The organism is Moorena producens PAL-8-15-08-1 (genome assembly GCF_001767235.1).
Taxonomy (GTDB): Bacteria; Cyanobacteriota; Cyanobacteriia; order Cyanobacteriales; family Coleofasciculaceae; genus Moorena; species Moorena producens_A.
Genome location: NZ_CP017599.1, coordinates 7044070 through 7060258, shown reverse-complemented (window position 1 = coordinate 7060258; position 16189 = coordinate 7044070). Strand labels below are relative to the sequence as shown.

At 43.5% G+C, this 16189-nt stretch carries 13 protein-coding genes; 6 read left to right on the top strand and 7 right to left on the bottom strand.

Annotated elements, in window-relative coordinates; genetic code table 11:
- Positions 1–3 precede the first annotated feature (3 nt).
- From BJP34_RS25845 to BJP34_RS25830, 4 genes are all read left to right on the top strand, one after another.
- A complete protein-coding gene (locus BJP34_RS25845) occupies positions 4–1530 on the top strand; it encodes an AAA family ATPase (RefSeq protein WP_070394817.1) in 1527 nt (508 codons plus the stop codon).
- A 155-nt stretch (positions 1531–1685) separates the two neighbouring features.
- On the top strand, positions 1686–2039 hold the full coding sequence (locus tag BJP34_RS25840; RefSeq protein ID WP_070394816.1) for a DUF1257 domain-containing protein: 354 nt from the start codon (positions 1686–1688) through the stop codon (positions 2037–2039).
- Positions 2040–2404: 365 nt separating this feature from the next.
- On the top strand, positions 2405–2731 hold the full coding sequence (locus tag BJP34_RS25835; protein ID WP_070394815.1) for a thioredoxin family protein: 327 nt from the start codon (positions 2405–2407) through the stop codon (positions 2729–2731).
- Between the two features lie 87 nt (positions 2732–2818).
- The gene (locus BJP34_RS25830) at positions 2819–4042 is read left to right on the top strand and encodes an LL-diaminopimelate aminotransferase (protein WP_070394814.1); all 1224 of its coding nucleotides are present in this window, start codon (positions 2819–2821) and stop codon (positions 4040–4042) included.
- Between the two features lie 140 nt (positions 4043–4182).
- Here BJP34_RS25830 and BJP34_RS25825 read toward each other — a convergent pair whose 3' ends face one another.
- Positions 4183–4398, bottom strand: coding sequence for a hypothetical protein (locus tag BJP34_RS25825; RefSeq protein WP_070394813.1), 216 nt, complete (start codon positions 4396–4398; stop codon positions 4183–4185).
- Between the two features lie 1150 nt (positions 4399–5548).
- Between BJP34_RS25825 and gatB the strand changes: the two genes are divergently transcribed.
- Both gatB and argJ read left to right on the top strand, forming a co-directional pair.
- Complete coding sequence (gene gatB, locus BJP34_RS25815; RefSeq protein ID WP_070394811.1) at positions 5549–7036, top strand: Asp-tRNA(Asn)/Glu-tRNA(Gln) amidotransferase subunit GatB; 1488 nt, start codon at positions 5549–5551, stop codon at positions 7034–7036.
- 308 nt (positions 7037–7344) lie between these two features.
- Complete coding sequence (gene argJ / locus BJP34_RS25810) at positions 7345–8586, top strand: bifunctional ornithine acetyltransferase/N-acetylglutamate synthase (RefSeq protein ID WP_070396882.1); 1242 nt, start codon at positions 7345–7347, stop codon at positions 8584–8586.
- A gap of 192 nt (positions 8587–8778) precedes the next feature.
- Here the strand turns inward: argJ and BJP34_RS25805 are convergent, their stop codons facing one another.
- From BJP34_RS25805 to BJP34_RS25780, 6 genes are all read right to left on the bottom strand, one after another.
- Positions 8779–9561, bottom strand: a complete 783-nt coding sequence (locus BJP34_RS25805) for a DUF547 domain-containing protein (RefSeq protein ID WP_229424028.1) — start codon at positions 9559–9561, stop codon at positions 8779–8781.
- A 129-nt stretch (positions 9562–9690) separates the two neighbouring features.
- Complete coding sequence (locus BJP34_RS25800) at positions 9691–11262, bottom strand: glycosyl transferase family 2 (RefSeq protein ID WP_229424027.1); 1572 nt, start codon at positions 11260–11262, stop codon at positions 9691–9693.
- Positions 11263–11275: 13 nt separating this feature from the next.
- Positions 11276–12040: a glycosyltransferase family 2 protein gene (locus BJP34_RS25795; protein WP_070394809.1), complete on the bottom strand. Its 765-nt coding sequence runs from the start codon at positions 12038–12040 to the stop codon at positions 11276–11278.
- A gap of 149 nt (positions 12041–12189) precedes the next feature.
- Positions 12190–13152, bottom strand: a complete 963-nt coding sequence (locus tag BJP34_RS25790) for a DUF3179 domain-containing protein (protein WP_229424026.1) — start codon at positions 13150–13152, stop codon at positions 12190–12192.
- A 457-nt stretch (positions 13153–13609) separates the two neighbouring features.
- Positions 13610–13801 (bottom strand): hypothetical protein, encoded by a 192-nt coding sequence (locus BJP34_RS25785; RefSeq protein ID WP_070396880.1) that lies wholly within the window; start codon positions 13799–13801, stop codon positions 13610–13612.
- Between the two features lie 175 nt (positions 13802–13976).
- On the bottom strand, positions 13977–15812 hold the full coding sequence (locus BJP34_RS25780; RefSeq protein WP_070393634.1) for a reverse transcriptase domain-containing protein: 1836 nt from the start codon (positions 15810–15812) through the stop codon (positions 13977–13979).
- Positions 15813–16189: the final 377 nt, after the last annotated feature.

The window sequence follows — 16189 nt, the reverse complement described above, 5'->3', positions numbered from 1 at the left end:
GTTATGCAAGAAGAGATAAACGTTCTCATTCAAGCTCAATATCCCCTAATCTACCTCGTGACTCCCGAGGAGGAGCGGGCAGAGAGGGCAATAGCAATGATTGCTCAAAAGAAGTCTCAACAGCAACGAGTCTTCGTTTGGACCGTCACTCACGGGATTGTTGAGTATGGTCAATCACGCCACACCACTCAGCACAATACGGTCTCTCCTGAGGCAGCAGTTCAGTGGGTAATTCAACAAAAAGAACCTGGTATATACATCTTTAAGGATTTACATCCCTTTATAGATGCACCAGCAACTACCCGATGGTTGCGGGATGCGATGGCAAGCTTTAGGGAGGAAGCTAAGAAGTCTCTTAAAAAGTCTATCATCGTAATGTCCCCGGTGCAGCAGATTCCTATTGAGTTGGAAAAGGAAGTGGTTGTCCTTGACTTTCCCCTACCAAACCTTAAGGAACTTAACCAAGTCCTATCCCACCAACTGGATCAGAGTAAAACTCGTCGGACGACTACAGAAACTAGGGAAAAGCTGCTCAAAGCAGCATTAGGCTTGACCCGGGATGAAGCAGAGAAAGTTTATCGCAAAGCCTACGTTAAAGCTGGTCGTCTTACTGAAGCTGAAGTCGATATTGTTCTATCCGAGAAGAAGCAGATCATCCGCCGCAACGGTATCCTAGAGTATATCGAAGAAGATGAAACCCTCGATTCTATAGGAGGGTTAGAGGAACTGAAGCGTTGGCTGAAGCAGCGCTCTAATGCCTTTACAGAGAGGGCGAGAGAATATGGTTTGCCTCAACCGAAGGGAATGTTGATTCTAGGGGTTCCTGGCTGTGGTAAATCTCTGATTGCCAAAACTACGTCTCGTTTATGGGGTCTGCCACTATTGCGCCTGGATATGGGGCGGGTATACGATGGCTCGATGGTAGGGCGCTCGGAAGCCAACCTGCGCAATGCTTTGAAGACGGCAGAATCAATCTCTCCAGCTATTCTCTTCATAGATGAGCTTGATAAGTCGTTTGCTGGTAGCAGCGGTTCTTCTGACTCTGATGGGGGTACTTCAAGTCGAATCTTTGGTTCTTTCCTGACCTGGATGCAAGAAAAAACCTCACCAGTCTTTGTGATGGCGACAGCAAACCGAGTGGAGCGCCTACCAGGAGAATTCCTACGCAAAGGTCGTTTTGATGAGATATTTTTTGTTGATTTACCCAACACCCAAGAACGCCAGCAAATATTTGAAATTCACCTGAAAAAGCGGCGTGGAGATATTGACCGCTTTGATATTGAACAGTTAGCTAAAGTTTCTGATGGTTTTTCAGGGGCTGAGATTGAGCAAGCCATGGTGGCAGCGATGTATGAGGCATTTGCTCAAGACCGGGAGTTTACTCAACTGGATATTATTGCCGCGATTAAATCAACTCAACCTCTATCGCGCACGATGACAGAGCAGGTTGCAGCCCTGAGGGACTGGGCTAGGCAACGCGCGCGACCTGCTGCATCCTCCGTAGCTGAATATCAGCGTATGGAGTTCTAACAGGCTTTCTCCTGCTCCCAACAGGAGTAAAGGCTAGCAAAAAATTGCTAGCAGTTTGATAAGTAGCCGCTTGTAATTATTGTTGAGGGCGGCTAGCCATAAAAGTAAAACGCTACGTTGTCGTTTCTCTGATACCTTTTCTGGAGGAAATCCACATGTCTCACTTTAGCACTCTGCGCACTAAAATCTCCGATGCCGAAATCCTGAAAACTTCCCTGTGTGACCTGGGAATCACTGTTAAGACAGAAGCTGATGTTCGCGGCTACAATGGTCAGCGGGTTCGCGCTGACTTGGTTGCCGTTCTCGAAGGTGAATATGATCTAGGTTGGTCTCGCAACAGTGATGGCACCTTTGACCTGATTGCTGACCTTTGGGGTGTAGCTAAGAAGCACAACCAAACCGAGTTGATCAACTCCATCAACCAGAAGTATGCCGTTAACAAGACCTTGGCAGAAGTCAAGCAGCGTGGCCTAAACAATGCCAACGTTAAGTTGGTTCTACAAAAGTAGTCCATTTAGGCGTTCCCAAGCTCACGGGTTGACCAATTGTATAGCGGGTTAACCCGTTTTTTTGTGCAAATTTTTATGCAATTGTATAAATTTCGATTTTATGAAAGCCGATAAAGCATAAAGGCTGAGAACTCCGACGGCTTGATTTAAACTTCCTTGACAAGGGAGTTTTGATCTGGTGCAAACGGTATGATGTTTTCAGTCATAGTAAAATATTCTATACTCAACGTGTCCAGATGCGGCTCGACGCCCATCTCGTAACAATTGTTTATAATCCCCCATGCTTGAGCTGGGGGGAAGTTCAAGCACTTAATATAGAGATTGTGTGAATGCAGTCTAATCTAGTCTTTTGAGGGGATACCGTTGTGAGTAATGTGATTACAATCGAAGATAAAGATTTTGAAATTGAAGTTTTAAAAGCCCAGCAGCCAGTACTGGTATACTTCTGGGCAACTTGGTGTGGACCATGCCGCTTAGTATCGCCATCAGTGGACTGGGTTGCTAAAAATTATAGCGATCGCTTAAAAGTCATTAAGATGGAAGTAGACCAACATCAAGATGCCGTTGCCAAGTGCAAGGTAGAGGGTGTCCCTGCTCTAAGACTGTTTAAAAATGGTGAGCTGGCCAAATCCCATGAGGGAGCAATTACCAAAGCTCAATTGAAAACTATGCTGGATGAGAATTTAAATTAGGACAGTAAGGGGCAATGGGAGCAATGCCAGCGCAACCGATGGGAAAGGCTCGAAAAGAATAGACAAAAGAAAAAGACTAAGATTACAATGCAGTTTGCCCAACGTTTACAACCCCTGCAAGCAAATGTATTTGCCGATATGGATCAGGCCAAAGCGTTGGCAGCTGCTGGGAAAGAAATCATTGACCTATCATTAGGGTCTTCCGATTTACCAGCTCCCAAGCATGTGTGTGCTGCGATTGAAGCCTCGTTGTATGAGCCCAGCACTCACGGTTACTTGCTGTTTCATGGTACTAAAGCTTTTCGTCAGGCAGCAGCTAGCTGGTATACTAAACGATTTGGTATTCCGGTTGACCCAGAAACTGAGGTGCTACAACTGATTGGTTCTCAGGAAGGCACAGCTCATTTACCTTTAGCTGTGCTTAATCCAGGGGATTTTGCTCTGCTACAAGACCCAGGCTATCCTTCCCATGCCGGTGGTGTCCACCTAGCCAGTGGTCAGATTTATCCCATGCCCCTATTGGCAGAAAACAATTTTTTGCCTGTATTTGAGGATATCCCTCAGGCAGTGCTAGCTCAAGCACGGATGATGGTGTTGAGTTATCCCCATAATCCCACTACTGCGATCGCATCCTTGTCTTTTTTTGAGGAAGCAGTGGCGTTTTGTAAGTGCCATAACCTGGTATTAGTTCACGATTTTCCCTACGTTGATATTGTTTTTGAAGATACCAGAGGCAATGGGGAGCAGATCGGGAAAATCCCAGAAAGCCTCAATCCCACCTCTGTTGCTCCCTCGGTTTTGCAAGCAGACCCCGATAAAACTGTATCGATTGAGTTTTTTAGCTTTTCCAAGTCTTACAATATGGGAGGCTTCCGGATTGGCTATGCTATCGGTAATGCTCAATTGATTCGAGGGTTGCGGCAGGTGAAAGCGGCAATTGACTTTAACCAATACAGGGGGATTCTCAATGGTGCGATCGCAGCGTTGAATGGTTCTCAAGACATTGTTAAACCTGTAGTCACCACCTATCAACAGCGGCGGGATGCCTTTGTCCATGCTTTAAACCGCATTGGTTGGTCAGTGCCAGTGCCACCAGCCACTATGTATGTCTGGGCAAAATTGCCAGACCCTTGGGCAGGGAACTCAGTAAAATTTTGTACTAGCTTGGTAGAAGCCACTGGGGTTGCTGCTTCTCCAGGAGCTGGTTTTGGCAAGGCTGGTGAAGGCTATGTGCGTTTTGCCTTAGTACACGAACCAGACGTTTTGGAAAGAGCAGTGGAGAGAATTTCAGGATTTTTGCAATCTCATTAATAGCTACCTAATACTTTGTCGAATTTAATGTTAAGGGTTAGGGCAAGGTCTGAAGAAACCGTAAGAGGCTGGCATCATGGATGTTGATCCAACAATCCCCGTCTATGCACGAGCGGGGAGTGTCAATGATTGTTAACCTGTTAGAGTAGCTGATTACTATCCTTATTGACAGGCAGATCGAAAAGTACTTCAAACTTTGCTTCTGGCATATACCGATCCAAAAATCGGAGATGGTTATCAGCATCCTGACGATTAAAGAACCTAGCAACTGTATACCTTTGGCATTTAGGCAGTAGACGCATAAGAGCCCAAGGACGAGTGTAGTCTTCTGTTAGTGGAATTTGTCGATTAGTCATGCTTACCCCTGATTTGAAGTAATAAGAGCACTGGATAATTGCTTGATGAAAGGCGATGGACTAAGTCCATCGCCTAGGTGATGAAAAACCTTTGTTTTCTTAGGTGCGCTCTTACCATTAAGAATTAAATTCGCCAACGGCAAGCGCACCTGTCGAATCTTTAGTCACATTAATCTAAAATGGCTGACTAAAAAAACGACCGGGTGATCTGGACATTATGATAGTTCTGTGATACATGCAGACTCCTGATCACAAAAGGGAAAGATTATGAGCTGATTGCGGTGCGAGCCGGGTCTGGTTTCCCGACAAGGGTGAACGCGCACCAAGAGAAAAGCTCACCTGTTAACAGAGCTGTCCGCCTTAACCGACCAATATTCAGCTGTCTTAGAGGTTGTCTGAGAAGTATTATTTGCTACATCCAAGCCCCCGTTGGTCCCCCAATTTTGATACTGCTGGCGAAAAAAACATTTAGTAATATCAGCCTGAAGACAGCAGTCTTTATAGCCCCCCAACCCCCAATTCTGGGGGAGCATGAACTTAAAGTTACCCATCTGCTACTCTTGTGTAAACAAATATTAATTTCGCCAACGGTATCAATTTTGGGGGACTTTTAGAAGCAAATTGACTCTTCCCCCAAAGTTGGGGGGCTAGAGCGTGTTTTCAAAGTTTTCCGCAAGATTATGATCCCCCCCAGCCCCCCTTAAAAAAGGGGGGAGCCATACTCAAAGTCCCCCTTTTTTAAGGGGGATTTAGGGGGATCTCCGAGTTTTAAAACAGGCCCTAGGGGGGCAAAATTCAGTATCAAAAAACTTTTCAGATATCCTCTTAAGATTTACTTTATAAACAGTCTCTAATTTTCATCAGCTAGCCTAGGCATTAAACGTAAGTATTTAGTAAAAAAAATCCCTTTAACAGTACACTTCCGAAATTATAGCGTAAGACACATTTGCTATAATAATGGTATGTAAAAATGTCGAACAACTTCCAATCCTAAAAGACAAAAAGTTACATACAAACTGTCAACTCAACTCCTGCCAGTAATTGCAATAATTGACGCTGTAGCTAATTAAATAGTGTACATTATTGGGAATAGTGGACAAAAAATGCCCTAAGTTCCATCAATAATCTTAACCCTTAATTATAACATCCAATGACTACTGCTGCACCAGCTAAAACTCAATACGAAGCAATCATTGGTTTAGAAACCCATTGTCAGCTTAGTACCGAAACCAAGATTTTTTCTAACTCTTCCACAAAATTTGGTGCTACCCCTAATACCAATATTGACCCAATTTGTATGGGGATGCCAGGAGTGTTACCGGTTCTGAATCAAAAGGTACTAGAGTATGCTGTCAAAGCGGGTTTAGCACTCAATTGCCAGATTGCTCCCTACAGCAAATTTGACCGGAAACAGTATTTTTATCCTGACCTACCCAAAAACTACCAGATTTCCCAATACGACTTGCCCATTGCTGAGCATGGCTCACTGGAAATTGAAGTGTCCGATGATGACGGTAATCCTATCCGTAAAACCATTGGCATCACTCGCCTACACATGGAGGAAGATGCCGGGAAACTGGTTCATGCTGGTAGTGACCGACTGGCTGGTTCTACCTACTCCCTAGTAGATTTCAACCGTGCTGGGGTACCCCTGATTGAAATAGTATCAGAACCGGATCTGCGCTCTGGTCAAGAGGCAGCAGAATACGCTCAAGAGCTGCGTCGGATTGTACGCTACATCGGTGTCAGTGATGGCAACATGCAAGAAGGGTCCCTGCGTTGTGATGTCAATATATCTGTACGTCCTGTAGGCCAGAAGGAGTTTGGCACCAAAGTTGAAATCAAAAATATGAACTCCTTCAATGCTATCCAGAAGGCGATTGAGTACGAAATTGACCGGCAAATCGCAGCTGTGGAAGCTGGAAAATCGATTATTCAAGAAACTCGCCTTTGGGAAGAGGGTAGTCAACGCACCATTAGTATGCGGACTAAGGAAGGATCCAGCGATTACCGCTATTTTCCTGAACCTGACTTACCACCGATTGAAGTGTCAACGGAACAATTAGAGCAATGGCGCAGTCAGCTAGCGGAACTTCCTGCCCAGAAGCGGCATCGTTATGAAAGTGAACTGGGACTTTCTGCCTATGATGCCCGGGTGTTGACGGATGATCGTCAAGTGGCAGAGTATTTTGAAACAACTGTTGCTGCTAATGCTAATCCCAAACAAGCTGCAAACTGGGTAATGGGAGATATTGCTGCTTATCTTAAGACTGAAAAACTGGCTATTACAGAGATTGCTCTCAAACCCGAGACTCTGGCAGAACTGATCAACCTGATTGATAATGACACCATTAGTGGTAAGATTGCCAAGGAGATTTTGCCAGAATTACTCTCTAAAGGGGGTTCTGCTAGGGAACTAGTGGAACGTAAGGGTTTGATTAAGATCTCTGACCCAAATGAACTCTCAACCATTATTGATGAGGTACTGGCTGCCAATCCTAAGGAACTCGAACAGTATCGCAATGGTAAGACCAAGCTGCAAGGTTTCTTTGTGGGACAGGTGATGAAAAAAACTAGCGGACGAGCTGATCCTAAGCTGACTAACCAAATTTTGGGCAAAAAGCTCAAGGGTGATTGAGGCAACGGGCTTGCCAGGTGTTGCTGATCACTAAATCACTAATTACCAACCACAAATAACAAAGAAAAGGAGAGTCACTGTCGTGACCCTCCCGATCATCAGGGTGCATCTACATATCAAAATATACACTATTTTGTATGAGGGGTGTAACCCCTTTTTTTATTTTTTTGTAAAGTTTTGAGGTTTTATAGCAATTCTGGAAATTACGACTACACATCAAGCTACAGATCAATAAGCTTGGTGCGTAAGTCCAGAAGAGTTGATATAATCCCGGATCGGGCATGAATTATGGTTTAAATGGAGGAATCATGTCGGACTGGCAAGAGATTAGTGGTGGGATAACAGCTCCCAGGGGCTATCAGGCAGCAGGGATTACCGCAGGTTTAAAACCGTCGGGTCAGCCAGACTTAGCGTTGATATTATCAGAGGTGGATGCGATCGCAGCTGGGGTGTTCACCACCAGTCATGTCAGGGCTGCTTGTGTAGATTATTGCCGTCAATGCTTACAATCTAAAGCTAGTGCTCGTGCTATTTTGTGTAATGCTGGACAAGCCAATGCAGCAACGGGTGAGCAGGGTTGGCAAGATGCTCTAGCTAGTGCTAAAGCTTTGGGTGAAGCACTCAATGTTTCCCCTAAGTCGATTTTGTTGGCATCGACGGGGGTGATTGGTCAACGCATCAAGATGGATGCTCTATTGTCAGGCATTCCCCAATTGGTAGCACAAGCATCAGAAACTGGTTCCGATGCAGCAGCTCAAGGGATTATTACCACGGATTTAGTCACTAAATCCATTGCTCTGGAAACCATGATTGATGACCGTCCGGTCAGGATAGGTGGTATTGCTAAGGGCTCTGGTATGATTCATCCCAACATGGCGACTATGCTAGCATTTGTAACGTGTGATGCTGCAGTTTCTACTTCCCTGTGGCAACAGATGTTACAGCGGGCAGCGGATAAAAGTTTTAATCAAATTACGGTAGATGGGGATACCAGCACCAATGACACTCTAATTGCCTTGGCTAATGGTCAGTCCCGAACATCAGCGATTACAGAAATCGGACCAGCAGCTGAGAAGTTGGAGGGGATGCTCACAGCAGTATGTCAGCATTTGGCAAAAGCGATCGCACGGGATGGAGAAGGGGCAACCTGTTTGATTGAAGTCCAAGTGACTGGCGCACCGGATGATAAAGGGGCTCGTCAAATTGCTAAGACCATTGTTGGGTCATCCTTGGTCAAGTCTGCCATCTTTGGACGAGACCCAAACTGGGGCAGAATTGCCGCAGCCGCTGGCCGTGCAGGAGTACCGTTTGAGCAAGAAAACCTGCGGATTCAGTTAGGGGATGTCTTGCTGATGGAAAATGGTCAACCCTTAGGGTTTGACCGTCAACAGGCTAGTGATTATCTTAAGCAGGCTGCTGTTGGTGCTTATCTTAAAGAAGATACAGTTTTAATTCAGGTTAATGTGGGCAATGGTCATGGTGTTGGTCAGGCTTGGGGTTGTGATTTAAGTTATGACTATGTCAAGATTAACGCGGAATATACCACTTGATTAGCCTTGTTGCCAAAGACGTTTTAAAGAATAACAAACCATAACAAATCCTTATAGCAAAGGGAACAGGGAACAGCGGATCTGGGAACAGGGAATAAAAATTTTCACAATTCCTAAACGGATCCCTATAATAATCAATTAATCAACCTAGTTATGGTTAATTGGTTATTGTTGTTGGTTATGGTTAATTAGTTATTGTTTATTTAAAGACCAATCATAGTTCAGATATTTTATCTTGTAATTCCCCTGCTCAAGATACTCCTGATCCTCTGGACTAAGGTAGTCACTGATAAAGTTTAACACCGCCCTTTGATTGGCGTTACCAGTAAATTTGTCATCGACACCATAGGTTTCTTTCCAATCTTCCCCAAACCACTTAAAGATGGAAGAAAGATATACGGTACGTTTTTGACGATCAATACGAAACCCATGGGGACTAACTAGAAATTTCTGTGTCTGGTCATCCAGTTGCTGATCGAGTTTTTCCCCAGTATAAGGTTCGTTTCTTAAGGGAGGACAACTGATAGCGGCGCAAACTAAAGCCATATGAATTCGGGGCTCGTTGAATTGCGTTCGCAGTGTCTTGTGTTCGATATTATCTAAGGTTTTAGATTCTCCAGCGATGTTGAATTGGCGTCCTTTCCAGACTCCTTTAATATCCCGAATACTCTTTTTGAGCGGGTTTTGATCAATAATTGATTCTAGAGTAAAGGAGTTGTAAGCATTTATCAAGAAAGCAATCTTTTCTGCTTCATTCCAAGACTCATAGGTGCTAGGATCAACAGCACCTAAGGAGGCATTAAACGTCTCCAGTTGCTCTGGATTTTTATGCAATTCTTGGTAATTAACTAGCGCTTTATTGTTGACATGGGTTTTTAGGACAGTAGCATAGTCGTCATAATTCAATAGAGTCGTGTCAGTGCCTCTATTTACTTGCACTTGAGACTCTTTTGCTGGTGCTTGATTTATTGGCATGGAAAGTGTACAACTTGTCAGAATAATCAGGGTTGGAAGTAGGTTTAGTAATCTCTTGGATGTATTCATAGTAGTTCAGATGATTTAGCCGATAATATGCTTGACCTAGGCAATTTTGATTAAAGCTAATCAATCTGAGTTTTGGTTGAGAGCAACATTAGGATTGTGGTAATGGGTCCAAAACCAACCCAAAACAAAAGGTAACCATAGCCACCATCGCTCCTGAGGAGTTAGATACCAGCTGTAGTTATCTAAAGCCATGCGATGCTGAAGTACAAAGTAAATAAAAGCAGAGATACTGACTAAACGTACTCCCAGATTTCTAGAAGGAACAGCAAAAGGAATTATCCAAGTGAAGTACCAAGCATGGATAATCGGAGATAGGATTAGTAGGAAAAAAAAGTACCATTCTGTGAATTGTTGAAAATTGCGCGATCGCAAAATTAGCCAACTTACCGTTAACCCCAGGGGAAAAGCATAAATCCAATTAACCCAGCGAGAGGGTTCCCAATATTCGCTAACAATATAAGGAATCAATTCTGCACTGCGACCATGGGATACAAACACTGATCCAGTAGGAATCAAAGGACATTCTCCACTAGAGCAAAATTGGAGAGCAGTGATGCCAAAAGGTAAGAAACCGCACAATAGCACTACTATTGCTAGTTTTACCCCTACTTTTCGGAAAGCTTGCCAGGTCAGAAACCCTAAAATTGGCAAAGACATCCACTTCACTGCCATACTAATTCCTACTAGCAAAGCTGAAGCAATCCAGTGCCACCAGGTCAGGGAGTGATTCGATGAAGACATCAAGGGGTTAGTAAATGAGGAGTATTCTGCTACTGTCCCACTGTCCAACGTTTCCTCTATTTCTGTTATTTTTGTCTGCCTTAAACTCTCTGTTTTTTGGTCAACGACTAACCAAGCTGCAACTAGGGGTAAAATAAACCAACTGTCGTAGTGAGCACCACCAGCAAAGGAGTAAATTATCAAAGGATTCCAGGCATAGAAGATTGCCTGTTGATAACCAAATCGACGACTGAGTAACCAACAGATTAATAAGTCAGCTAAGATAAATGCAATTTTGAACAACCAAACCTTAAGGTCAATCAGCGCTAAGAGCCGAAAACCTAATTGCGCTACTGGTGGATAGATAGCAGAAACAGTAGGATGATTGATTAGTGACCACCATTCGGTATGGTAGGGAATCAGTTCAGCAGCATTAGGTGGCAAATGGTATGGACTAAACCCTAACGTTTGAATATACCCTTCCCATAGATAGCGCCATACATCATCTCCAGGATACATTGGTAGCAGTAGCAACCTGCTTAGGATGGTAGTACTCCAAAAATTTAGTCCTGAGTGCTGAGTTTTGAGTTTTCGGAAGTACTTGATACTAAGAGATTTGGTAAATCGTCTGTAGACCTCTTGCCAAAATCTTGTCTTGATACTGTTGTTGTTAATTCTGTTGTTAATTCTTCTTCTGTGTTGGGAAATCCCAAGTTTACTGTTGCCAACTTTCGCAGGATATCTAGTATAGACGCTTAATCCCCAAGACAAGAGAAAACCTAAGCTGATTACACCGATACCTAACCAAAATCGAGGCACAGCTCCCACCTCTCGGAAATCCCCATGAGGCACAATCAAGATACAACCTAACAACAGGAGTAGAGAACTAAGCCATATATATAGCGTTTTCATTTGAGATGTGAAACTAGGATTGATGGAAATTCCCTATTCCCTCTTCAACACTTTTACCGATTGTTCCATCTGCCTGGGTAAGCTTAAGGCGACGTAGATATAGACGACCTAAAGTCATTAGAATTATTGTTCCTGCTTGGACACTACCAGAAAGGGTACCAGATATTTTCGAGCGTCCCCCTTGTCGGCGACGGTAACCAACAGGAATTTCACAGACTCGCAAACCACATTCGATCCCACGGGCTTGCATTTCTACTGTCCAGCCAAATCCTCTATCTTGCATTTGGATTTGCTCCAAAGCTGAACGGCGAATTAGGCGCAATGGTCCTAAATCTTGATACCAGTGTCCCCAACCCCAACCGATCAGGAAGGTAGCCAGCCAGTTGCCAAAATTTTGCACTGGGGTCATCGCCTTACGTCCATCTACTGTGGCGCGGCGGTTACCTAAAATTAGGTCATACTTATGCGGTTCAGCTAGAAACTGGGGTAAATAACTTAGGTCATCACTGCCATCGCCATCACAAAATAATATCCAATTAATATCTCGGTCTAGTTGCTGCAATCCCCGCCAACAGGCTCGACCATAACCAGGAATAGGCTCACAGATTACCTCTGCACCGGCTTCTTTTGCTTTAATAATACTGTTGTCAGTGCTGCCATTATCGACTACCCGAATATTGTTCAAATTATAGGATTGAAGAGACTTAATCACCCCAGTGATAGTGGTTTCTTCATTGAGAACAGGAATAATTACTAAGATATTGTGGTTATTAGTCATGATTTATCCAGCATTTCTATTTTAGTTGTGAACAGAATCGGTTAAGGAAAGGCAAGAGGCAAGAGGCAAGAGGCAAGAGTTAATCAAATATATTGGGATTTTTGGTAGCGATGCAGTTCTCAATTGGGGTAATTCTCTGGTCTATAACGTTATTTGCCAAAGTAAGCTGGATACACAAAGGCAAAAGCTGTAGAACTGGGGATGGGAGTGCCATCAAATTCTTCTACTAATACAGTTTGAAGTTGGCTATCCCAACGTCCTCTAATTGGACGACCATTGAATTCTACAACTTTTTCGCCCACTTTTTTTAATTGATCATGGACAAATTGATAGCTAGCCCCAGAAAATTGGTTTTTAGGGGTTTGTTGATCTGCTTCCCAGACATAGCTAACAATAGCTTTGGGATGAAGGGTAAGTCGTTGTTGATTTCTGACTGGGAAAATAATTCGCTTATCGGTATAGTAACTACCATAGGGATAGCTGAAGTAAGCTCGGTTATGACCTGTGTCAGTGGATAGAATTTTACTGTTGGGATACTTGCTTAACCAAGCGTCAAGAGTAGTTTTGATAGCGGGAATTGTTTTAAGATTACGATTGACTTTAGCACCAATAATACCCATCCCCCAAGGTTGAGAGTAAAGGGTATCATCGGCACGGTCATACATCACTAGGCAACTTTGATAAAGTTTGCCTGTAACACCGTAGGTTGTATTGCTGCGATTAAAGGCAACTATAGTATCACAAAGGGGACAATAGGATACACTAACATTAACTCCACCTACTGTGTCATTCACCAATTCATGCCAATTCATGACCCCGAAAGGATAGGCTTTGGCTTCTCCATTAATTACCACACCAATCACAGTTTCTGTTTTAGAAAATGGTGTGGTTTCAGCCGTATCAAACTTGGGATTATCGATACTAGGAATACCGTCTTTTGGGGGACCACCATTGAGGAGTTCAGTTAAATTAATGCGAGTGAATTTGGCTGGATTAAGGTTTTGTTTTTGGAGGTCAGTGATTTCTTGGTCTTGGTTGTGGAGATAGGCAGTAAGATGGAAGTAACGGAGTTTGAAATTATCCCAGCTCCCGGCTTGTACGACTAGTGCCATCAAACACAGCCCAACTAAGGAAGTAGTGCTGAGGCCTATTTTAAGTAATTTATTCATAATCGTGCTTTCCCTGCCTAGATGTCACTGCTCACCTAATGAGTGCGAGCCCGTGGGTGGTGCGTTACGGGACGGACTATCCCAGGCGCTCAGAGGCTGAAAATCAGAGGCTTTCCGTGGGTGGTGCGTTACGGGACGGGCTGTCCTAGGGGCTCAGATGCTTAAAATCAGAGGCTTTCCGTCCCTAACGCACCCTACGCACCTGGCACCCTACGCAACTGCCCAACCCCAGCATCAGGGGCTGTGGCTGGAATCCCTAACCTTAGGGTGAGGGCATAACATGAAACCAAGGTGAGTGATATCTGAGAATTGGATTAAGGATTGATAGCAATAGCATTTTTAAATCGATCATGAAATCCAATGCTGATTAAAGTCCCAAACCGCTACATGACATTTACCCCTACGATTCCTGATCGATCCGATTACCAACATCAAAAATAATTATAAATTCCGCATCAGGCATTAATCGTTTCAGGGCCCATAAATGTCCCTCCGCATCCGACCGATTGCGGAAGCGAGCAACAACAACTCGCTGCATTCTTGGTAACAGCCGAATGACCACCCACGGATGAAGGCGTTCAGAATAGGTCATCATTAAAGTATCTCCTTGTTATAGGGGAGCCAGAGCTAGCCCGTAGATATTAGACGCTTCCCGGGCTAGCTCTTGACTCTGGGCGTCTCAGTCGGGTAAGGTGAGAAATGTTACCATCTCTCCCTCCCCTAAGAACCGGACTTGAGACTTTCATACTCATCCGGCTCAAGCCTAATCAGGTATCCTGGTGAAGCTTCTTATGTTTGGCTTTGTGACAGTGACTATGTAGAATCTGTAGATTCTTAGTTTCACTGTTTCCGCCTCGCTTGATAGGTATGGTATGATGTACCTCGAAGTTATCATCGAGTTCGATAGGTAGATTGCAAATAGGACATATCCCTTTTTGGTGAATATATACCTTTTCGTATTTGCTACCTTTGGCAAATTTGGACTTCCCCCATTTAGTCTTCCTTTTCTTCCAATATTCTTTTAGGTCAGGGTCAAAGGGGGATGAGTTTCCTTTTACCTTTTCAAATCTGATAATAGGTACATCTTTGGCTGCGTTGACTAGGATTTCCTCTTTCTTTCTTTTTCCACTTGATATGGTGAAGAAGTTCAAGGTATCTTTGTCAATGGTTTTGAAGTATTTCCTCTTAATCCACTTCCAGGCTTTCTTTGGATGTTGTCTCTTTAGATACCTGTATATGGAACTGAGAATTTTCCACCTTACATTGTTGAATGTTTTCTTGGAGCATACGAATCTGTAATAGTTTAGCCATCCTCTAATCTTCGGATTTAGCTTTTTGATTACATCTTCTGTATTTAGTGCCCTAGCTTCATTCTTGAGTATGCTACGAATTTCCTTTAAGAATCTCTTAACTTCTTCCTGGTCAGGTGTTATTATACATGAATAGCATATTTCCTCCCTGATTTTGGCGTTTGGTGTCGGGATTCTTATAGCATTTGGTTTTAGATTTTTAAGCATTTTTCGTGCTTTCTTCTTGTACCTCTTGCTATCTAATCTCAGGGTTTTTGTCTTTCTTTGTTGAATCTGGAACCCCAGGAAGGAAAAACCTTCTTCTATTATGTTTCTGATTTTGGTCTTTTCTCTGTTGAGTTCCAGCCCCCTTTCTCTTAGCCATTTTTCTACTCTGGGGATTATTTCTTCCAGGTTTTCTTTTGTTTGGCTGGTGATTACGAAGTCATCTGCGTATCTAGCAAATCTGTATTTATCTACCTCCTTTTTCTTATTTATGGTTTTCCCTCTACTTCGAGTTGTGTAATCTATCTTACATTTTTCGGATATGACTTCTTGGAGTCCATCGAGGGCTATATTTGCTAGTAGTGGGCTGATGATTCCGCCTTGGGGTGTTCCTGAGTTGGTTGGATGGAATATCCTGTTATCCACGTATCCACATTTTAGCCATTTCTTGATTAGACTTCTTTTCGGTAGTCCTTCCAATTTATCCATGATGAAGCCATGAGATATATTGTCAAATGCTCCTTTAATATCTGCATCAAGAACCCAGTGGTGTGAGCTACCCTTTTTGAGGCCAGCGAACACTTCTTGGATGGCGTCGTGACAGCTTCTTCCAGGTCTGAATCCGTAACTATTGGGTTCAAAGCTTACCTCGAATACTGGTTCATATGCCATTTTTATTATGGCTTGACCTATTCGGTCTTTTATGGTTGGTATTCCTAAGGGTCTTTTATTCCCATTTGATTTAGGTATATAGACTCTCTTGGTGGGGCTTACTTCATTCCAGTTCCAGTTTTTCATTAGTCGGTTTTTCTCTTCGGTTTTGATGGCTACATAACCGTCTATTCCTGGAGTGTTCCTTCCTTTGTTTTTAACCGTAACTGTCTGTATTGCTAAGGCTAATGCTGACTTGCTATTTATAATTAGTTTCATCAGATTTTTCACCTTATCCCATCCGCTGCCTTTTAGTTGAGCTTCTTTGGTTGCCCTGAATATTCTTCTTTGAAGTTTGAGAACCTGTTTATTGATGACTTTCCAGTCTATCTCAGTCCAGTCCCAGACTCCAGTACCAGTATTGGTTCTACTTTTCATCGGGGTGAGTCTCTATTCCTCAATTCTTGGAACATTCTGATTAGACCAACCTGACGTCTGCTACCTCTCGGTATGATTCATAGGAATCTATATGTCCGGTTATGATTTCCCGTTGACTTTCGTCGTGACATCATTTGCTTTTTCAGGTCTCCTACTCCCTGTCAACCCTGGGCTTCTTTTGCAATCCGCTTTGCCATTTATTGGCGGTTGAAATTTCAGGGGTTACCGTGTTCATCAAGTGAAGTTTTCGATATCCCTTTAGGTTCATCCTTTGCTCCGGAGTTCTTCGTTGCATCAGATTGAGAAGGACGCAATCCCCAATCACTTATTATCGAACTCGGTGCCCTTTTGGCTACAGTGTTTCAATCACGTTTCAC

Bases quoted from the DNA above. Each gene is read 5' to 3' on its own strand.
- BJP34_RS25795 (WP_070394809.1), bottom strand. From the start codon at position 12,040: ATGACTAATAACCACAATATCTTAGTAATTATTCCTGTTCTCAATGAA.
- gatB (WP_070394811.1), top strand. From the start codon at position 5,549: ATGACTACTGCTGCACCAGCTAAAACTCAATACGAAGCAATCATTGGT.
- BJP34_RS25790 (WP_229424026.1), bottom strand. From the start codon at position 13,152: ATGGCACTAGTCGTACAAGCCGGGAGCTGGGATAATTTCAAACTCCGT.
- BJP34_RS25805 (WP_229424028.1), bottom strand. From the start codon at position 9,561: ATGCCAATAAATCAAGCACCAGCAAAAGAGTCTCAAGTGCAAGTAAAT.
- BJP34_RS25840 (WP_070394816.1), top strand. From the start codon at position 1,686: ATGTCTCACTTTAGCACTCTGCGCACTAAAATCTCCGATGCCGAAATC.
- BJP34_RS25845 (WP_070394817.1), top strand. From the start codon at position 4: ATGCAAGAAGAGATAAACGTTCTCATTCAAGCTCAATATCCCCTAATC.
- BJP34_RS25825 (WP_070394813.1), bottom strand. From the start codon at position 4,398: ATGACTAATCGACAAATTCCACTAACAGAAGACTACACTCGTCCTTGG.
- BJP34_RS25785 (WP_070396880.1), bottom strand. From the start codon at position 13,801: ATGACCTATTCTGAACGCCTTCATCCGTGGGTGGTCATTCGGCTGTTA.
- argJ (WP_070396882.1), top strand. From the start codon at position 7,345: ATGTCGGACTGGCAAGAGATTAGTGGTGGGATAACAGCTCCCAGGGGC.
- BJP34_RS25780 (WP_070393634.1), bottom strand. From the start codon at position 15,812: ATGAAAAGTAGAACCAATACTGGTACTGGAGTCTGGGACTGGACTGAG.
- BJP34_RS25800 (WP_229424027.1), bottom strand. From the start codon at position 11,262: ATGAAAACGCTATATATATGGCTTAGTTCTCTACTCCTGTTGTTAGGT.
- BJP34_RS25830 (WP_070394814.1), top strand. From the start codon at position 2,819: ATGCAGTTTGCCCAACGTTTACAACCCCTGCAAGCAAATGTATTTGCC.